This window comes from Enterobacter sp. 198 (assembly GCF_009025585.1).
Taxonomy (GTDB): Bacteria; Pseudomonadota; Gammaproteobacteria; order Enterobacterales; family Enterobacteriaceae; genus Enterobacter; species Enterobacter ludwigii.
The window spans coordinates 1-16,631 of record NZ_WCIM01000010.1 but is presented as its reverse complement, the minus strand read 5'-3'; the positions used below and the strand labels follow the sequence as shown (position 1 = coordinate 16,631).

Sequence of the window (16,631 nt, the reverse complement as noted above, 5' to 3'; positions counted from 1 at the left end):
AAGATGTCTAGCCTTTATCAAGTTGCGTGCCAGTTTTCATATTGCTGTTTTTTATGGTTTTTTAATTTTATCATCCGTAATGGGTAGTCAATATGACTATCTGATTTATGGTCATTGTGACAATATGAATGGTCAAAATGACAGTGAGGCGCAGATGAGCTTTTCCGTGGACGTACTGGCAAAAATTGCCATTGAACTGCAAACCGGTATCGGTCATCAGGACCGTTTTCAGCGGCTGATTTCGACGCTGCGCCAGGTGCTGGCGTGCGATGCGTCGGCACTGCTGCGCTACGACGCCCGGCAGTTTATTCCGCTGGCTATCGACGGGCTGGCGCAGGACGTTCTTGGGCGACGCTTCTCCCTGGAAGGCCATCCGCGTCTGGAAACCATCGCGCGGGCCGGTGACGTGGTGCGCTTTCCGGCGGACAGTGATTTGCCCGACCCTTACGACGGGCTGATCCCGGGGCAGGAGAGCCTGAAAGTTCATGCCTGTATCGGTCTGCCGCTGTTTGCCGGACAAAACCTGATTGGGGCATTAACCCTCGACGGCCTGTCACCGGATCAGTTCGACACCTTTAGCGATGAAGAGCTGCGGCTGATTGCCGCGCTGGCCGCCGGTGCGCTGAATAACGCGCTGCTGATCGAACAGCTGGAGAGCCAGAACATCCTTCCCGGCAGCCCGTCGGCGTTTGAACCGGTGGCACACACGGAGATGATTGGGCTGTCACCGGGGATGGTGCAGCTAAAAAAAGAGATCGATATCGTGGCGGCCTCGGATTTAAACGTGCTGATTTTCGGGGAAACCGGCACCGGTAAAGAGCTGGTGGCGAAGGGCATCCACGAAGCCTCGCCGCGCGCGGTCAACCCGCTGGTGTACCTCAATTGCGCCGCGCTGCCGGAAAGCGTGGCGGAAAGTGAACTGTTTGGTCACGTCAAAGGGGCGTTTACCGGGGCGATCAGCAACCGCAGCGGCAAATTCGAAATGGCGGATAACGGCACGTTGTTCCTCGATGAAATTGGCGAACTGTCGCTGTCGCTTCAGGCCAAACTGCTGCGCGTCCTGCAGTACGGCGATATTCAGCGCGTCGGCGACGATCGCAGCCTAAGAGTCAACGTGCGTGTGCTGGCGGCAACCAACCGTGACCTGCGCGAAGAGGTGTTGGCCGGGAATTTCCGCGCTGACCTGTACCATCGTCTGAGCGTGTTTCCGCTTACCGTGCCGCCGCTACGCGAGCGCGGCGACGATGTGGTGCTGCTGGCGGGGTTTTTCTGCGAGCAATGTCGGTTACGAATGGGCCTTTCCCGCGTGGTATTAAGCCCCGGCGCGCGAGCCCATCTGATGCGCTACGGCTGGCCGGGTAACGTACGCGAACTGGAACATGCGATTCACCGCGCCGTGGTGCTGGCGCGGGCGACACGTTCGGGAGATGAGGTGGTGATCCACGCGCGGCATTTCGCATTGCACGATGACACCGCTTCGTTCGTTACGCCTGCCGCGCCGGAAATGGCCCATGAGAACCTGCGGGAAGCAACAGAAGCGTTTCAGCGTCAGACGATCGCCCGCGCGCTGGAGCAGAATAACCGCAGCTGGGCGGCGTGCGCGCGAGCGCTGGAAATGGACGTCGCCAACCTGCACCGGCTGGCGAAACGTCTGGGACTCAAAGGTTAAATAATCCCGGCCTGGTAGAAATCCTGCAGGTTGATGGCGCCGCACAGCGTGCCGTGCTCATCCACCACCGGCGCGGCGGTGATTTTGCGTTTCATCAGCACCTCTTTGGCTTCGATGGCGCGGCTCTCGGCGTTCAGGGTCAGCCCGCCCCGGGTCATCGCTTGCGAAACCTGTGATTCCAGCTTGCCGCCACCCACCAGCCAGCGGCGCAGGTCGCCGTCGGTAAACACGCCTTTAACGCTACCGGTTTCATCGCACACCGCTACCAGACCCAGCCCGGTGCGGCTCAGTTCCAGCATCGCATCCATTACGCTGGTGTTGAGTTTGACCTGCGGAATGGCCTCGTCGGTCCGCATCAGATGATGAACTTTATTGAGCAGTCGCGCACCGAGCGCGCCCGCCGGGTGCGAGCGGGCAAAATCTTCTTCGTTAAAGCCGCGTGCCTGCATTACCGCCATTGCCAGCGCGTCGCCCATCATCAGCGTATTTACGGTGCTGGAGGTGGGGGCGAGGTGCATCGGGCAGGCTTCGCGCTCAACGGAGATATCAAGCGTGGCCTTGGCCGCCAGTGCCAGCGGTGAGCGGGATTTACCGGTCATCGCCAGCAGCGCGACCGATTTTTCCTGCAGACGCGGGATGATGAGATCCAGCTCTTTGGCCGAACCGGAGTAGGAGATAAACAGCATCACGTCGCGGCTTTCAATCATCCCCAGATCGCCGTGCAGCGCTTCGGCCGGATGCACGAAGAACGCCGGTGTGCCGGTGCTGGCAAGTGTAGCGGCAATCTTTTTGCCGATATGACCGGACTTGCCGATCCCGGAGACCACCACTTTACCTTCGCACTGGATAATGGTGTTTGCCGCGCGCACAAAATCTTCGCCCAGACGTTCCGGCAGGCGGCTGGCTTCCTGCAGCTCCAGCATCAGGGTCTGGCGGCCTGCGTTTAACAGAAAATCACTCATCTCTCTCTCCGGTTACAATCACGTCGATCCCTTTCTCTTCCAGCGCTTTTTTGAACGCCGGGTCGATACCTGCGTCGGTAATGAGCTTATCGACGCTTTCAAGGCTGCAGACAATGTTGGGACTTTTACGGCCAAACTTCGACGAGTCTGCCATCAAAATCACTTCGCGCGCGGCGTTGCACATCGCTTTGCTGACGCTGAACACCTCGTTAAAGGTCGTCACGCCGGCGTTCAAATCGATACCGTCCGTGCCCATAAAGAGTTTATCAAAGCTGAAGTGTTCAAAGGCGTTTTCCGCCAGTTGACCGTGAAACGACGCAGATTTTTTACGGAACGTCCCGCCGGGCATCAGAATGGTTTGCTCGCTGTCGAATTCCGACAGGGCGTTGACGATATGCAGACTGTTGGTCATCACCGTGATGTTGTTGAAGCGGCTGAGCATCGGGATCATTTGCAGCACGGTGCTGCCTGCATCAAGGATAATGGAGTCGCCATCATGGATAAATTTTACGGCGGCCTCGGCAATCAGCGCTTTCTGGTGAGTATTGATCAGCGTTTTGTGATCGATAGGCGGGTCGGCTTCATCTTTGTTGAGCATCACGCCGCCGTAGGTTCGGATGACTGCACCAGAGTTTTCGAGCAATACCAGATCCTTTCGTATTGTCGTGCCGGTGGTGTCAAAGTAGTGGGCCAGTTCTTCTACCGAGCATTTTCCCTGCTTTTGCAGATGCTCCAGAATGGCCGCCTGACGCTGACGTGGTTTCATAGGCGCTCAATTCCTTAGGTTGCGAAATGATAATTTCGCAAGCTTATCGCGTTCACAACGAAATTATCCATGTTTCAGATTAAGCGCTAATGATAGAGCATTCTGACAGAGCGAATCATGGGGAAAGATCACATCGGGTTGTAATTCCTGCAGCGATATCCCGTTAATCGCCTGGATTTTCGCCGGGCGGGCAAAAACGGTCATCCCGCGCATGATGAGGGAATCGCAGACCCTATTGTGTTCGTCCAGCGCAATGGCAACCACCACGCGCGGTTTGAAACGCCCGCCGGAACGCCCGACACCCACGCGCCCTTTCTGACACAGGGCATCAAACGCGCGGTTAAACTGGCGGATTTGCCAGCCGCCAAAGATCAGCTGGCACATCCAGGCGATGGCGGCAACGGTAATGAGTGCGGTAACCATACGAGCTCCTTGTTGTTCCCTCTCCCGAAGGAGAGGGGAATACGGGCATCAGCGTGTTCGATCAGAACATCACCTGCCCGCCGGTGACATTAATGGACTGCCCGGTGCAGTAAGAGGCTTTGGGGCTGGCATAAAACAGCAGCATGTTCAGCACGTCCTGATAATCGCAGCCGCGCTTCAGCGGCACTTTGTCGATGTAATACTGCTCCACTTCCTCCTCTTTCAACCCGAGCTTGGTGGCATATTGCGGCAGCAGGGACTGGAACATCGGCGATTTCAGCAGGTTGCCCAGCATCAGCGAGTGAACGGTAATGCCATATTCGGCCAGATCGAGGGCCAGAGATTGCGTCAGCCCTACGCCGCCAAATTTCGCCGCGCTGTAACCGGAGTTGTGTTTGCTGCCCACTTTGCCCGATTTCGAGTTGATCTGGATGATGCGCCCCTGAATGCCATCGCGGATCATCAGACGGGAAAACTCGCGTGCGCAGAGGAAATAGCCCACCAGGTTAACCTGCAGGGAGCGGTCGAAGTCCCCCAGTTCGAAATCGCTGATAAAGGCCGCTTTGGCTATTCCTGCGCTGTATACCAGCAGGTCGGTACGGCCAAAAATCTCGTCCACGCCGCGGGCCAGCGCCATCACGCTCTGCTCGCTGGTGGCATCAGCACCAAATCCGTAGGCCATCCCTTCACCCAATTCGGTGTTGATGGTGTCCGCCACGCGTGCGGCTTTTTCACTCTGAATATCCACTACCGCCACGCGGTAACCCTCTGCAGCAAGCCCACGGCAGAGGAACTCGCCTAAGGTTTGTCCCCCACCAATGACAACGGCAACCTGACTCATATCTTTCTCCTTAAATTACGCAACAAACTTCAACGTGCAGCCTGGGGTGACAGCCTGCGGAACCGGGCCATCCACATGAACCGTACCGGGATATTCCGCCTGCGGCTGGCCATCAAAACGCAGGGTGATATGGCCGAGCTCCCGCAGGTTTTGTTCGGCCACGTCGCCGACGGCGGTCACGGCGTAGCGCGCGTCGCCCAACTCCAGCTGGCTCCCGGCCTTCAGCTCACCGTTCATCTCGCCGTGACAGTGGATAAAGCAAAACTCTTCGATATCCGCGGGCGCACCTTCGCGGAAGGTAATCAGCATCTTGTCGCTGAGCGCATCGGCCGCGCTCTGGCCAATGCGGGTGATGGTGGTCTGGTAAATTACGGTCATCACAGGAACCTCTTATTGGTAAATAAAGCCGGAGACAAACCAGGCAATCAGCACCGTCGGTGCGCCGGTCAGGAAACGGCTGACCAGTACAGAGGGCACGCCAACGCGCACGGTGTCCTGGCGCGCTTCCGCCAGCGACAGCCCGACAGGAATGAAATCACACGCCGCCTGGGCATTAATGGCAAACAGGGCGGGCAGAGCCAGATGCGGGGGAATGTTGCCAAGGCCAATCTGCACGCCAATCAGCACGCCGATAACCTGCGCAATGACCGCGCCCGGGCCGAGAAACGGCGACAGCAGCGGGAAGGAGCAGATCAGCGCCAGCGTCACCAGCCCGAGCGGGTGGCTCGCCAGCGGGGCGAGGCCGTGGGCAATCCAGTCGCCAAGACCCGAGGCCATGATGATGCCGATCAGCGCCGAAACGAATGCCATAAACGGCAGAATGGTTTTCAGCACCGTGTCGATGGTGTCGCGCCCGGACTGGAACAGCACGGCCACGGCAGAGCCCATCCCCATTCCGACTTTTGCCAGCAGGCCGTCACTCTGTTCGGTGATTTTTTTACTCGTGTCGTAATCACGCGGGGCCGCTTTCTGAGGGGCAGCAGACCCCTGTGCCAGGTGAATGTTTTCCTCTTTCACGCCGGAGACATAAATGTCCTCCAGGATGTACTGCGCCAGCGGACCTGATTTACCGGTGGAATGGATATTCACGGTAGGAATACGCCGCTTGGGGTAGATGCCGCAGCGCAGCGTGCCGCCGCAGTCAATCACCGCCACGCCAATTTCCGCTTCAGGCGGTTCGCCCTCTTTGAAGCCGTCGACCGCTTCCCAGCCGGTCAGCTCACGCAGTTTGTCGACAATGGCCGGACGTGTGCCTGCGGTGATATAGACGATTTTTTTGCCTTCAGTGGCGTCGAATTCCAGCGGGCCGCCCCAGCCGCCCGTTCCTTTTTCAATACGAATACGGCTCATGCTGCGGCTCCTGAAAGATGGACTTTCTGTTCAAGCTGGATACCCATTTTCTTCTCGAAAATGGCGGTGGTGAGGTCCGTGACCCAGCCGCGGAAAAAGTTGGTGACCAGACCGACCAGCAGATAACTCACCGCCAGCGGACCGAGCGGCAGGCCAAGCGTGGTCAGGCCGCTGGCAATGCCCAGATAGACAAACAGCTCGCCGGGGTTGATATGCGGGAACAGGCCATTCATGGAGTGGCAGCTGTAGGAGGCTGCGGCGTAATAGCTGGGTTTGTATTTTTCAGGCATAAAGCGGCCGAGGCTCAGCGTCATCGGGTTGCAAAAAACAAACGTGCCGATGAAGGGCAGAACCAGGTAACGGGACAGCGGATTGCCGGCGCAGCGCTGGGCAAAGCGTTCAATGCGTTGCTGGCCGATAAAGTTAATCAGCGCGTTCATGATGACCAGCAGGCTAATCAGCAGGGGCAGGATCCCGGTCACCATGCCGGTGAACACTTCTCCGCCTTTCTGAAACAGCCCGATGAACCACTCGGCGCCGTGGGTGATGGTTTCTATCATTCTTCTCTCCTGTGGGGCTTTTTTGTTTTTGTATAACTGAGGCTAATAATAATCACTTTGAAAGGTTTTAAAGTGTTAATTAGATCTCACAATGAAAGAAAAATGGATTATTTTGAAAGTTAATTGCCAATGAGAGTCTTGTGTGGATGAAAATTGCACAGATTTGCGATGGGGAGCGTAAAGATTTGGTGGGGGAGGTGCGTACCACTTCCTTGAGGTGTTGCGGATGCTTTACCATACTGGGTTCTTATCGAACCCGTTAAATGGATGTCACATGTTCAAGCGTCGTTATGCAGCGTTGTTACCTGCGCTTATTCTGCTGTCTGCCTGTAGTAGCAAACCCAAGACCGAAGCCGTGCAGCAAACGGCTGGCGCGCCTTCCGGAGGATTCCTGCTGGAGCCGCAGCATAATATGATGCAAATGGGCGGCGACTTTGCGAATAACCCGGCGGCCGAGCAGTTCATCGATAAAATGGTGAGCAAACACGGTTTTGACCGCCAGCAACTGCATGAAATTCTGTCGCAGGCGAAGCGACTGGATTATGTTCTGCGTTTGATGGATCGCCAGGCACCGACGGCTCAGGTACCGACCGGGCCAAATGGCGCATGGCTGCGTTATCGCAAACAGTTCATTACGCCGGATAACGTGCAAAATGGCGTGGTCTTCTGGAACCAATATGAAGATGCGCTGAACCGTGCGTGGCAGGTGTATGGCGTACCGCCTGAAATCATCGTCGGGATTATCGGCGTGGAAACCCGCTGGGGCCGCGTGATGGGCAAAACCCGTATCCTCGATGCGCTGGCGACGCTCTCCTTTAACTACCCGCGTCGTGCTGAATATTTCTCGTCTGAACTGGAAACCTTCCTGCTGATGGCGCGCAATGAACAAGATGACCCGTTAGATCTCAAAGGTTCGTTTGCCGGTGCGATGGGCTACGGCCAGTTTATGCCGTCCTCCTATAAGCAATATGCCGTCGACTTTAACGGAGATGGTCATATCAACCTGTGGGATCCGGTGGATGCCATCGGCAGCGTGGCGAACTACTTTAAAGCGCACGGCTGGGTGCCGGGCGGTCAGGTGGCGGTGCAGGCTAACGGCCAGGCACCAGGGCTTGAGAACGGCTTTAAAACCAACTACAGCGTTTCGCAGCTGGCCGCTGCAGGCTTAACGCCAACGCAGCCGCTGGGAAATACGCAACAGGCGAGCCTGCTGCGTCTGGATGTCGGTACGGGTTATCAGTACTGGTACGGGCTGCCTAACTTCTACACCATCACCCGCTATAACCACAGCACCCACTATGCGATGGCCGTATGGCAGCTGGGGCTGGCGGTGTCACAGGCGCGCGTGCCTGCCGCGTCGCCGTTCAGTCAGTAACGCTTGATGTTCGACCCTCTTCCGCCGGGAGAGGGTTGGGTTGATATCCAGAAACATTTCGCCACACTCCCGTTAATCTCCGCTCATTTACATCCGCATTATCTTTCATTATTGTTATGTTATAACATATGATGTGGTGATGAGATGTCTACTTCCTTTTTTTCTCTGTCTGCGCCGGTCCGGCTTCTGATGGCGCTGGCGCTGATTGTCTTTATCGGACTGGCCGTGTGCTGGGCGGTGGCATTGCCATGATTGTGATGAATCAACTCACGGCGGGTTACGACCGCGAGCCGGTCACGCGCCCTCTGTCCGGGGTGATTGAATGCGGGAGCATGACCGCCATCCTCGGGGCCAACGGCTGCGGTAAATCAACGCTTCTGAAAACCCTCGCCGGGTTTATCCCGCCGGTAAGCGGCAGTTTTCACTGGCAGAAAAAACGCCCGGTAATGGGCTGGCTGGCACAGCGTCATGCCCTGGAGGCGCAATTTCCGCTAACCGTGCAGGATGTGGTCAGCATGGGCTGCTGGCCTGAAGCATCGCTTTTTTCTGGCCTTCGCCGTGAAATGCGGCTGCGCATTGCCGGTGCGCTTGAGCGGGTGGGGCTTGGAACGATGGCGCTAACGACCATTGATGAACTCTCCGGCGGTCAGTTTCAGCGCATGCTGTTCGCGCGGGTATTAGTGCAGCAGGCGCCGCTGGTCATGCTCGATGAGCCCTTTACCGGCGTTGATGAAGCTACCTGTAATGTGCTGATGGACCTGATGCTGGAAATGTATATGCAGGGGCAAACGGTGCTTGCGGTGCTGCACGACAGCGAGCGTGTATCGCGCCACTTCCCGCAGACGTTACGGCTGGACGCTGACATTCCCCAGTGGAAAACCGAGCGGGTGAGGGTGGCATGATCTGGCATATCTTTTTTCAGCCTTTTATTGAGTATGGCTTTATGCGCCGCGCGCTGGTGGTTTGCCTGGCGTTGTCCGTCAGTACCACTGCTCTGGGCGTTTTCCTTCAGCTGCGCCGGATGAGTCTGATGGGCGATGCCCTCTCTCACGCCATTTTGCCCGGCGTCGCGGTGGGGTATTTGCTCAGCGGTATGTCGCTGCTGGCCATGAGCGTGGGAGGCTTTATTGCCGGTATTACCGTGGCGCTGGTGGCCGGGCTGGTCAGCCGTCGAACGCCGCTTAAAGAGGACGCCAGTTTTGCCGGGTTCTATCTTGGCTCGCTGGCGCTGGGCGTCACGCTGGTATCACTGCGCGGTTCGAACGTCGATCTTCTGCACCTGTTGTTTGGCTCCATCCTGGCGGTGGATAACGATGCCGCGCTGTTTGTGGCAGGCGTTTGCATGTTCACCCTTATCACGCTGGCGATTTTCTACCGTGGGCTGGTGACCGAGGCCTTTGACACCGCCTGGCTGCAGGTAAACGCCCGCCATGTTCCCGGCTTATTACACGGTCTGTTTCTGGCGCTGCTGGTGCTTAACCTCGTTGCCGGTTTTCAGGTGCTTGGCACGTTGATGGCGGTCGGGCTGATGATGCTCCCTGCGGTAGCGGCACGCTGCTGGGCACGCACCTTACCCGGACTGCTATTGATGGCGGGTATCAGCGGTATTTTCTGCGCGTGGCTCGGACTCAGTCTCTCCTGGGCCGCCAGCCTGCCCGCGGGGCCGTCCATCGTGCTTACCGCCAGCGCGCTGTTCTTTATTTCCATTTTATTTGGCACGCGCAGCAGGCTGGCTGGCAGCCTGCGTGCGCTTTTTTAACGCAAGGGGAAACGATGAAACGTACGGGATTCGTAGTGGCGCTCGCGCTGGGGATGATGTCGCAAACGGTGATGGCGAAAACGCTCAATGTGGTGACCAGCTTTTCCATTCTGGGGGATATGACCCGGGAGGTGGGCGGTGACCATGTGAACGTCACGACGCTGGTGGGGCCGGACGGCGATCCGCATACCTTCGAGCCCTCGCCAAAAGATAGCGCGGCGCTAAGCAAGGCAGATGTTGTGGTGGTCAATGGTCTGGGACTGGAAGGGTGGCTGGATCGCCTGGTGAAAGCCTCCGGGTTCAAAGGCCAGCTGGTGGTGGCGTCGCGTGGTGTGCAGACGCATACCCTCGAAGAAGAGGGCAAAACCGTCACTGACCCGCACGCCTGGAACAGCGCGGCGAACGGGGCGCTGTACGCGCAAAATATTCTCAACGGGCTGGTGAAAGCCGACCCAGAAGATAAAACCGCGCTGGAAGCGACCGGAAAACCGTACATCGCGCAGCTTAAGCAGCTGGATAGCTGGGCCAAAACGCGTTTTAGCCAGATCCCGCTGGTGAAACGTAAAGTGTTGACCAGCCATGACGCGTTCGGCTATTTCAGCCGCGCCTACGGGGTGACGTTTATGGCGCCCCAGGGGTTGTCGTCAGAGAGCGAGGCCAGCGCGGCACAGGTCGCTGAGATCATTAATCAGATTAAAGCGGACGGCGTGAAAACCTGGTTTATGGAAAACCAGCTCGATCCGCGGCTGGTTAAACAGATTGCTACAGCCACCGGCGCGCAGCCAGGAGGCGAGCTTTACCCGGAAGCGCTCTCGGCAAAAGGGGGCGTGGCAGAGACCTACATTAAGGCGTTCCGCCACAATGTGGATACCCTCGCTGACAGCATGAAATAATCTTCGCCACCGCCGGTGCGCTCGCATCGGCTTTTTTCTGAAGCCCCCTCGTAAATCCTGCAGCGCATCCCCATATCTGACGAGAAAGTGCTATCTTGTGCTGCATGTTTTTCTAAGGCCTGGAGCGAGAATGACTGACCATGAATTGATGCAGCTTAGCGAGGTGGTAGGGCTGGCGCTTAAGCAACGCGGGGCGACCCTCACCACCGCGGAGTCCTGCACCGGCGGCTGGGTGGCGAAAGCGATTACCGATATTGCCGGCAGTTCCGCCTGGTTTGAACGTGGTTTTGTGACCTACAGTAATGAAGCTAAAGCGCAAATGATCGGCGTGCGGGAATCTACGCTCGAACAGCATGGCGCAGTCAGCGAGCCGGTGGTGATTGAGATGGCTATTGGTGCGCTCAAAGAGGCGCGCGCGGATTATGCAATATCGATTAGCGGCATCGCGGGCCCGGACGGGGGCAGTGACGTGAAGCCTGTCGGCACCGTCTGGTTTGGTTTTGCTACCGCCAGAGGAGAAGGGATCACCCGCCGGGAGTGCTTTAGCGGCGATCGCGAAAGCGTGCGTCGTCAGGCAACCGTTTATGCGTTAAAAACGCTCTGGCAACAATTTCTACAAAATACTTGATACTGTATGACCATACAGTATAATTGCACCAACAGAACAGAAATCCACGGTGAAGCACAGTCGCTTCTCCCGGCATGACAGGAGTAATAATGGCTATCGACGAAAACAAACAGAAAGCGTTGGCGGCAGCACTGGGCCAGATCGAAAAGCAATTCGGTAAAGGCTCCATCATGCGCCTGGGTGAAGACCGTTCCATGGATGTGGAAACTATCTCCACCGGTTCGCTTTCTCTGGATATCGCGCTGGGCGCTGGCGGCCTGCCAATGGGCCGTATCGTAGAAATCTACGGGCCTGAGTCCTCAGGTAAAACAACCCTGACGCTGCAGGTTATCGCTGCGGCACAGCGTGAAGGTAAAACCTGTGCGTTTATCGATGCCGAGCACGCGCTGGACCCTGTTTATGCTCGTAAGCTGGGCGTTGATATTGACAACCTGCTGTGTTCTCAGCCGGACACCGGTGAGCAGGCGCTGGAAATTTGTGACGCGCTGGCCCGTTCCGGTGCGGTTGACGTTATCGTGGTCGACTCCGTTGCCGCTCTGACGCCAAAAGCTGAAATCGAAGGCGAAATTGGTGACTCTCACATGGGCCTCGCGGCACGTATGATGAGCCAGGCAATGCGTAAGCTGGCCGGTAACTTGAAGCAGTCCAACACGCTGCTGATCTTCATCAACCAGATCCGTATGAAAATTGGTGTGATGTTCGGTAACCCGGAAACCACTACCGGTGGTAACGCGCTGAAATTCTACGCTTCTGTCCGTCTGGATATCCGCCGTATCGGCGCGGTGAAAGAGGGTGAAAACGTAGTGGGTAGCGAAACCCGCGTGAAGGTTGTGAAGAACAAAATCGCAGCGCCGTTCAAACAAGCTGAATTCCAGATCCTCTACGGTGAAGGTATCAACTTCTACGGCGAACTGGTTGACCTGGGCGTGAAAGAGAAGCTGATTGAAAAAGCGGGCGCATGGTACAGCTACAACGGCGACAAGATTGGTCAGGGTAAAGCAAATGCAATCTCCTGGCTGAAAGAGAACCCGGCTGCGGCGAAAGAAATTGAGAAGAAAGTGCGTGAGCTTCTGCTGAACAACCAGGACGGTACGCCTGATTTCGTGGTGGATAACGCGGGTGCTGAAGAAACCAACGAAGATTTCTAATTCTCTCGTTTAAAGATGAAGGGCTGCTAATGCGGCCCTTTTTGCATTTCTGAATCAGCAGGTTTTTTATGAGTGAATCGACTTCACGCCGCCCTGCCTATGCACGCTTACTGGACCGTGCGGTGCGCATTCTTGCCGTCCGTGACCACAGCGAACAGGAGTTGCGGCGAAAACTGTCGGCCCCCGTCATGAGTAAAAACGGGCCGGAAGAGATTGATGCGACCGCGGAAGATTACGACCGCGTCATTGCCTGGTGCTATGAGCACCGCTATCTGGATGACGAGCGTTTCGCTTCCCGGTTTCTTGCCAGCCGTGGCCGCAAAGGATATGGCCCCGCGCGTATCCGCCAGGAGCTGAACCAGAAAGGGGTCGCCCGTGAAACCATTGAAAAGGCCATGCGCGAATGCGACACAGACTGGTGCGCGCTGGCAAAAGAACAGGCCATTCGCAAGTACGGCGAACCCTTGCCACGTGAATTTTCAGAAAAAGTTAAAATCCAGCGCTTTTTGCTCTACCGCGGCTTTCTGATGGAAGATATTCAGGATATCTGGCGTAATTTTGCGGATTGAACGCATGCGGGATTTTACTTCCCACTAAAGAAAACTTATCTTATTCCCACTTTTTCCAGTAGCTGGTCTGTCCAACGTTTTACCGATACAGGCTTGCTACGACATTTCGTTAGCTTGATTTCAGGATAATTATGAGCAAGAGCACCGCTGAGATCCGTCAGGCGTTTCTCGATTTTTTCCATAGTAAGGGACATCAGGTAGTTGCCAGCAGCTCCCTGGTACCGAACAACGATCCGACTCTGCTGTTTACCAACGCCGGGATGAACCAGTTCAAGGATGTGTTCCTTGGTCTCGACAAACGTAATTATTCCCGCGCCACAACCTCACAGCGTTGCGTGCGTGCGGGCGGTAAACACAACGACCTGGAAAACGTCGGTTACACCGCGCGTCACCACACGTTCTTCGAAATGCTGGGTAACTTCAGCTTCGGCGACTATTTCAAACACGATGCCATTCAATATGCGTGGGAACTGCTGACCGGTGAAAACTGGTTCAACCTGCCGAAAGATCGTCTGTGGGTTACCGTCTATGAAACCGATGACGAAGCCTACGAAATCTGGGAAAAAGAGGTTGGTATCCCGCGCGAGCGTATTATTCGCATCGGTGATAACAAAGGCGCACCTTATGCGTCTGACAACTTCTGGCAGATGGGCGATACCGGTCCTTGCGGTCCGTGCACCGAGATCTTCTACGATCACGGCGACCACATCTGGGGTGGTCCTCCAGGCAGCCCGGAAGAAGACGGCGATCGCTACATTGAGATCTGGAATATCGTCTTCATGCAGTTCAACCGTCAGGCTGACGGTACGATGGAGCCGCTGCCGAAACCGTCCGTTGATACCGGTATGGGTCTGGAGCGTATCGCGGCTGTTCTGCAGCACGTTAACTCCAACTACGAAATTGACCTGTTCAGCACCCTGATTAAAGCCGTTGCGCAAGTGACGGGTGCAACCGATCTGAACAACAAATCGCTGCGCGTTATTGCAGACCATATCCGTTCCTGCGCGTTCCTGATTGCCGACGGCGTGATCCCGTCGAATGAAAACCGTGGCTATGTGCTGCGTCGTATCATTCGTCGTGCTATCCGTCACGGCAACATGCTGGGCGCGAAGGACACCTTCTTCTATAAACTCGTTGGGCCACTGATTGGCGTGATGGGCGAAGCCGGTGATGAGCTGAAACGTCAGCAGGCGCAGGTTGAGCAGGTTCTGAAAACGGAAGAAGAGCAGTTTGCTCGTACTCTGGAGCGCGGACTGGCGCTGCTGGATGAAGAGCTGGCGAAACTTAAGGGCGATACGCTGGACGGCGAAACCGCTTTCCGCCTGTATGACACCTACGGTTTCCCGGTTGACCTGACGGCGGACGTTTGCCGTGAGCGCAACATTAAAGTGGACGAAGCAGGCTTTGAAGCCGCAATGGAAGAGCAGCGCCGCCGTGCGCGCGAGTCCAGCGGTTTTGGTGCTGACTATAACGCGATGATCCGCGTTGATGGCGCATCAGAATTCAAAGGCTACGAAAATCTGGAACTGACTGGCAAAGTGACCGCCCTGTTTGTTGACGGTAAAGCCGTAGACAGCATCAACGCGGGTCAGGATGCGGTTGTCATTCTGGACAAAACGCCGTTCTACGCGGAATCCGGCGGCCAGGTTGGCGATAAAGGCGAACTGAAAGGCAACGGTTTCAGCTTCAGCGTAAGCGACACGCAGAAATACGGTCAGGCGATTGGCCATCAGGGCAAACTGATTGCCGGTTCTCTGAAAGTGGGCGAGGGTGTCCAGGCGAACGTTGATGAAGCTCGTCGTGCGCGCATTCGTCTGAACCACTCAGCTACGCACCTGATGCACGCTGCCCTGCGTGAAGTTCTGGGAACGCACGTTGCACAGAAAGGTTCTCTGGTTAACGATAAAGTTCTGCGCTTCGACTTCTCTCATTTTGAAGCGATGAAGCCGTCAGAAATCCGCGCGGTGGAAGATCTGGTGAATGCGCAGATCCGTCGTAACCTGCCAATCGAAACCCATATCATGGATCTCGAGGCGGCGAAGAAGAAAGGCGCGATGGCACTGTTCGGCGAGAAATACGACGACCGCGTTCGCGTGCTGAGCATGGGCGACTTCTCGACTGAGCTCTGCGGCGGGACGCATGCCTCCCGTACCGGCGACATTGGTCTGTTCCGCATTGTTTCCGAATCAGGAACGGCGGCGGGCGTGCGTCGTATTGAAGCGGTTACCGGTGAAGGCGCGATTGCCAGCCTGCATGCGCAGAGCGATCAGCTGCACGACATCGCGCAGTTGTTGAAAGGTGATAGCCAGAACCTGGGCGAGAAAGTGCGCGTTGCGCTGGATCGTACGCGTCAGCTGGAAAAAGAGCTGCAGCAGCTGAAAGAGCAGGCTGCGGCGCAGGAGAGTGCAAACCTCTCCAGCAAAGCTGTAGACATTAAGGGTGTCAAACTGCTGGTCAGCGATCTGGCGGGCGTTGAGCCTAAGATGCTGCGTACTATGGTCGACGATCTGAAGAACCAGCTCGGTTCCACAGTTATCGTGCTGGCGACAGTGGCAGAAGGTAAGGTTTCTCTGATTGCGGGCGTCTCTAAGGATGTGACCGACCGCGTAAAAGCAGGGGAACTGATTGGTATGGTCGCCCAGCAGGTGGGCGGTAAGGGTGGCGGTCGTCCGGACATGGCGCAAGCCGGTGGTACGGATGCGGCGGCACTTCCTGTGGCATTGGCCAGTGTTGAAAGCTGGGTGAGCGCGAAACTGTAATAACTACAAAGCACAAGCAGACGCCATAGCGGTAACGTTATGGCGTCTTGTTCACTGCGCTATCGATAACGATAAAGTCAGGTTGAGTTTGTGTATATCGGCTAAACTTACGTTTAACAGAATGTGATGCCGTGACTGCTTACACTTTACGTGTTTGTCATCGCTTACTTTTTGGCGTTATATGATGGATAATGCCGGGATACAAGAGACCCGACTCTTTTAATCTTTCAAGGAGCAAAGAATGCTGATTCTGACTCGTCGAGTTGGTGAGACCCTCATGATTGGGGATGAGGTCACCGTGACAGTTTTAGGGGTAAAGGGTAACCAGGTACGTATTGGTGTAAACGCTCCTAAAGAAGTATCTGTCCACCGTGAAGAGATCTACCAGCGTATCCAGGCTGAAAAATCCCAGCAGTCCAGTTACTGATATTGTCGCGTCTCGCTGTCGGGCGAGACGCAACCTCTCCCGCCATTTTTCCTGCTTAAAGTTACCGTTTAATTTCAATCGCTCTGTTTTTAACCACACTCTTACCCTTAACTCGCCTCAACATCACTATTCTGTCATCAGTTTTCTGAGAAGATGCCTGCAAAATCCGCTTATAAAACACCCTCTTTGCAGCTTTTGCATGCGAATTGCGTGTGATTTGTGCAAACGATAAAAGCTTTTGGAAAATTGTTTGACTTATAAGTCCCAGAAAGTAATATATGCGCCACGCAGCGACGAGAAGCTCTTAACGAGTTATTCGAAGCACTCGAAAGAGGCGTTGTGTGGTGAGGTGGCCGAGAGGCTGAAGGCGCTCCCCTGCTAAGGGAGTATGCGGTCAAAAGCTGCATCCGGGGTTCGAATCCCCGCCTCACCGCCATTTTGCATCCGTAGCTCAGCTGGATAGAGTACTCGGCTACGAACCGAGCGGTCGGAGGTTCGAATC

17 protein-coding genes and 1 tRNA gene are annotated in these 16,631 nt (G+C 56.0%); 11 read left to right on the top strand and 7 right to left on the bottom strand.

From position 1 onward, the window contains the following. Positions 1 to 154 precede the first annotated feature (154 nt). Positions 155 to 1,669, top strand: a complete 1,515-nt coding sequence (norR, locus tag F8561_RS03090) for a nitric oxide reductase transcriptional regulator NorR (RefSeq protein WP_020883845.1) — start codon at positions 155 to 157, stop codon at positions 1,667 to 1,669. On the opposite strand, the gene gutQ is transcribed toward norR, so the two are convergent. From gutQ to srlA, 7 genes are all read right to left on the bottom strand, one after another. After that, a complete protein-coding gene (gene gutQ / locus F8561_RS03085; RefSeq protein WP_151887133.1) occupies positions 1,666 to 2,631 on the bottom strand; it encodes an arabinose-5-phosphate isomerase GutQ in 966 nt (321 codons plus the stop codon). The genes norR and gutQ overlap by 4 nt on opposite strands. After that, on the bottom strand, positions 2,624 to 3,397 hold the full coding sequence (gene srlR / locus F8561_RS03080) for a glucitol operon DNA-binding transcriptional repressor SrlR (protein ID WP_014171348.1): 774 nt from the start codon (positions 3,395 to 3,397) through the stop codon (positions 2,624 to 2,626). The genes gutQ and srlR overlap by 8 nt, the downstream gene beginning before the upstream one ends. Before the next feature lie 63 nt (positions 3,398 to 3,460). Next, complete coding sequence (gutM, locus tag F8561_RS03075) at positions 3,461 to 3,820, bottom strand: transcriptional regulator GutM (RefSeq protein ID WP_020883847.1); 360 nt, start codon at positions 3,818 to 3,820, stop codon at positions 3,461 to 3,463. A gap of 61 nt (positions 3,821 to 3,881) precedes the next feature. After that, complete coding sequence (gene srlD, locus F8561_RS03070) at positions 3,882 to 4,661, bottom strand: sorbitol-6-phosphate dehydrogenase (protein WP_014171346.1); 780 nt, start codon at positions 4,659 to 4,661, stop codon at positions 3,882 to 3,884. 15 nt (positions 4,662 to 4,676) lie between these two features. Beyond that, a complete protein-coding gene (gene srlB, locus F8561_RS03065; RefSeq protein ID WP_032678837.1) occupies positions 4,677 to 5,039 on the bottom strand; it encodes a PTS glucitol/sorbitol transporter subunit IIA in 363 nt (120 codons plus the stop codon). Between the two features lie 12 nt (positions 5,040 to 5,051). Beyond that, positions 5,052 to 6,011, bottom strand: a complete 960-nt coding sequence (locus tag F8561_RS03060) for a PTS glucitol/sorbitol transporter subunit IIB (protein ID WP_014171344.1) — start codon at positions 6,009 to 6,011, stop codon at positions 5,052 to 5,054. After that, positions 6,008 to 6,571, bottom strand: a complete 564-nt coding sequence (srlA, locus tag F8561_RS03055; RefSeq protein WP_014171343.1) for a PTS glucitol/sorbitol transporter subunit IIC — start codon at positions 6,569 to 6,571, stop codon at positions 6,008 to 6,010. The genes F8561_RS03060 and srlA overlap by 4 nt, the downstream gene beginning before the upstream one ends. 274 nt (positions 6,572 to 6,845) lie before the next feature. Between srlA and mltB the strand changes: the two genes are divergently transcribed. The 10 genes from mltB to F8561_RS03005 all read left to right on the top strand — a co-directional run bounded on the left by mltB (position 6,846) and on the right by F8561_RS03005 (position 16,565). Next, positions 6,846 to 7,946 carry a lytic murein transglycosylase B gene (mltB, locus tag F8561_RS03050; protein WP_025203388.1) on the top strand — a complete coding sequence of 367 codons (1,101 nt, stop codon included), beginning with the start codon at positions 6,846 to 6,848 and terminating at the stop codon, positions 7,944 to 7,946. A 248-nt stretch (positions 7,947 to 8,194) separates the two neighbouring features. Further along, a complete protein-coding gene (locus F8561_RS03045) occupies positions 8,195 to 8,848 on the top strand; it encodes a metal ABC transporter ATP-binding protein (RefSeq protein ID WP_032678836.1) in 654 nt (217 codons plus the stop codon). Continuing rightward, complete coding sequence (locus tag F8561_RS03040; protein ID WP_025203390.1) at positions 8,845 to 9,705, top strand: metal ABC transporter permease; 861 nt, start codon at positions 8,845 to 8,847, stop codon at positions 9,703 to 9,705. The genes F8561_RS03045 and F8561_RS03040 overlap by 4 nt, the downstream gene beginning before the upstream one ends. Before the next feature lie 14 nt (positions 9,706 to 9,719). Beyond that, the gene (locus F8561_RS03035; protein WP_025203391.1) at positions 9,720 to 10,598 is read left to right on the top strand and encodes a metal ABC transporter substrate-binding protein; all 879 of its coding nucleotides are present in this window, start codon (positions 9,720 to 9,722) and stop codon (positions 10,596 to 10,598) included. Between the two features lie 130 nt (positions 10,599 to 10,728). Beyond that, on the top strand, positions 10,729 to 11,226 hold the full coding sequence (pncC, locus tag F8561_RS03030; RefSeq protein WP_020883854.1) for a nicotinamide-nucleotide amidase: 498 nt from the start codon (positions 10,729 to 10,731) through the stop codon (positions 11,224 to 11,226). Positions 11,227 to 11,315: 89 nt separating this feature from the next. Continuing rightward, entirely contained in the window at positions 11,316 to 12,374 is a 1,059-nt protein-coding gene (gene recA, locus F8561_RS03025) for a recombinase RecA (protein WP_020883855.1), read from the top strand. A 68-nt stretch (positions 12,375 to 12,442) separates the two neighbouring features. After that, positions 12,443 to 12,943: a recombination regulator RecX gene (gene recX / locus F8561_RS03020; protein ID WP_014171334.1), complete on the top strand. Its 501-nt coding sequence runs from the start codon at positions 12,443 to 12,445 to the stop codon at positions 12,941 to 12,943. A 131-nt stretch (positions 12,944 to 13,074) separates the two neighbouring features. Beyond that, on the top strand, positions 13,075 to 15,702 hold the full coding sequence (gene alaS, locus F8561_RS03015) for an alanine--tRNA ligase (RefSeq protein ID WP_151887132.1): 2,628 nt from the start codon (positions 13,075 to 13,077) through the stop codon (positions 15,700 to 15,702). A 241-nt stretch (positions 15,703 to 15,943) separates the two neighbouring features. After that, a complete protein-coding gene (csrA, locus tag F8561_RS03010; RefSeq protein ID WP_000906486.1) occupies positions 15,944 to 16,129 on the top strand; it encodes a carbon storage regulator CsrA in 186 nt (61 codons plus the stop codon). 343 nt (positions 16,130 to 16,472) lie between these two features. Continuing rightward, a tRNA-Ser gene (locus tag F8561_RS03005) sits at positions 16,473 to 16,565 on the top strand. The last annotated feature ends 66 nt before the right edge of the window (positions 16,566 to 16,631 follow it).

Bases quoted from the DNA above. Each gene is read 5' to 3' on its own strand.
- srlD (WP_014171346.1), bottom strand. From the start codon at position 4,661: ATGAGTCAGGTTGCCGTTGTCATTGGTGGGGGACAAACCTTAGGCGAG.
- F8561_RS03060 (WP_014171344.1), bottom strand. From the start codon at position 6,011: ATGAGCCGTATTCGTATTGAAAAAGGAACGGGCGGCTGGGGCGGCCCG.
- mltB (WP_025203388.1), top strand. From the start codon at position 6,846: ATGTTCAAGCGTCGTTATGCAGCGTTGTTACCTGCGCTTATTCTGCTG.
- srlA (WP_014171343.1), bottom strand. From the start codon at position 6,571: ATGATAGAAACCATCACCCACGGCGCCGAGTGGTTCATCGGGCTGTTT.
- srlR (WP_014171348.1), bottom strand. From the start codon at position 3,397: ATGAAACCACGTCAGCGTCAGGCGGCCATTCTGGAGCATCTGCAAAAG.
- norR (WP_020883845.1), top strand. From the start codon at position 155: ATGAGCTTTTCCGTGGACGTACTGGCAAAAATTGCCATTGAACTGCAA.
- gutM (WP_020883847.1), bottom strand. From the start codon at position 3,820: ATGGTTACCGCACTCATTACCGTTGCCGCCATCGCCTGGATGTGCCAG.
- recA (WP_020883855.1), top strand. From the start codon at position 11,316: ATGGCTATCGACGAAAACAAACAGAAAGCGTTGGCGGCAGCACTGGGC.
- F8561_RS03045 (WP_032678836.1), top strand. From the start codon at position 8,195: ATGATTGTGATGAATCAACTCACGGCGGGTTACGACCGCGAGCCGGTC.
- csrA (WP_000906486.1), top strand. From the start codon at position 15,944: ATGCTGATTCTGACTCGTCGAGTTGGTGAGACCCTCATGATTGGGGAT.
- F8561_RS03035 (WP_025203391.1), top strand. From the start codon at position 9,720: ATGAAACGTACGGGATTCGTAGTGGCGCTCGCGCTGGGGATGATGTCG.
- F8561_RS03040 (WP_025203390.1), top strand. From the start codon at position 8,845: ATGATCTGGCATATCTTTTTTCAGCCTTTTATTGAGTATGGCTTTATG.
- pncC (WP_020883854.1), top strand. From the start codon at position 10,729: ATGACTGACCATGAATTGATGCAGCTTAGCGAGGTGGTAGGGCTGGCG.
- recX (WP_014171334.1), top strand. From the start codon at position 12,443: ATGAGTGAATCGACTTCACGCCGCCCTGCCTATGCACGCTTACTGGAC.
- alaS (WP_151887132.1), top strand. From the start codon at position 13,075: ATGAGCAAGAGCACCGCTGAGATCCGTCAGGCGTTTCTCGATTTTTTC.
- srlB (WP_032678837.1), bottom strand. From the start codon at position 5,039: ATGACCGTAATTTACCAGACCACCATCACCCGCATTGGCCAGAGCGCG.
- gutQ (WP_151887133.1), bottom strand. From the start codon at position 2,631: ATGAGTGATTTTCTGTTAAACGCAGGCCGCCAGACCCTGATGCTGGAG.